This is a genomic window from Streptomyces laurentii (genome assembly GCF_040635425.1).
Classification (GTDB): Bacteria; Actinomycetota; Actinomycetes; order Streptomycetales; family Streptomycetaceae; genus Streptomyces; species Streptomyces laurentii.
This window is the reverse complement of record NZ_JBEYHT010000137.1, coordinates 1-1,190: the sequence shown is the minus strand read 5'-3', so window position 1 is coordinate 1,190 and position 1,190 is coordinate 1. Positions and strand designations below refer to the sequence as shown.

Below are 1,190 nucleotides of genomic sequence, written 5' to 3'. Positions count from 1 at the left end.
GCGTAGGCGTTGGTCGGTGGCGTGCTTGTTCCGCCAGATGAGGTAGCGGCGGATCATGCTGCCCTGGGCCTTGTGGCTGGGGTGGTCGGTGCCGTCTAGGGCGAAATAGCGCAGGGCGGTGAACTGGGCCTCGATCCGGTTGAGCCAGGAGCTGTTGGTCGGGGTGTAGGCGATCTCGACGTTGTTCGCCGCAGCCCACGTCCCGACCCGCTGGCACCGCTTCGTCGTCAGGTGCGGCGAGTAGTTGTCACAGACGATCGCGATGCGTACGTCCGTCGGGTGCAGCGAGCGCAGGTAGCGGCAGAACTCCAGGAACTTCGAGCGGTTCTTCGTCTTCTTGATGTGACCGTAGAGCTGGTCCTTGGCCAGGTCGTAGGCGGCGAACAGGTGCCGGACCCCGTGCGGACGGCTGTAGGTCGCCCGCCTGCGGGGCCGGGGCTCGCGGTCGGGGTTCTTGTGCCGGCCGCCGCGTTCGGCCCACTGCCGTCCGGGGTGGGGCTGGAGGTTGAGCGGGCCGAACTCGTCCATGCAGAAGATGACTTCGGGCTCGCCGTCCTCGGGTATCACCTCGCCGTCGGCTATCGCGTAGAGATGTTCGACCCGGGCCTTCTTGGCCGCGTAGTCAGGGTCGCGGGAGGTCTTCCAGGTCTTCACGCGTTGAAAGGAGACGCCCTCCTCGCGGAGCAGGATCCGAAGGCCCTCGTGGCTGATGTCATCGACCACCCCCTCGGCGACCAGGAAATCGGCCAGTTTCGCCAGGCTCCAGGTCGAGAACGGCAGGCCGTGCTCGGCCGGCTTGGACTTCGCGATCTTCTTGATCTCCCGGCGTTCGGGCAGCGTGAACGTCCTGGGCCGGCCGCCCTTGTACTTCGGATAGAGAGAGTCGAAGCCGTCGGAGTTGAAGTTGTGGATCACATCCCGGACCCGGTCCGCGCTGGTGAACGTCACCTCCGCGATCTTCGCCACGTCCATGCGCTGGGCGGACAGCAGCACCATCTGGGCCCGCCGCCAGGTCACCACCGACCCGGTTCCCCGGCGGACGATCCGAAGCAGCCGTCGCCCCTCATCTTCATCAATCTCACGGACTCGCACACGTTCAGCCACGTGATCATTCTGATCGCCCGGAGCTGCCAACCGCAGCGACCGGGCGACTCGTCACGAGAGGCGAAGGTTGCCTGATGCGGCACTAG

1 protein-coding gene is annotated in these 1,190 nt (G+C 66.1%); it reads right to left on the bottom strand.

The window, feature by feature from the left end; genetic code table 11:
* On the bottom strand, positions 1–1,104 hold a 1,104-nt coding region (locus ABZ693_RS36115), incomplete at its 3' end, for an IS630 family transposase (protein ID WP_359885725.1).
* Positions 1,105–1,190 lie beyond the last annotated feature (86 nt).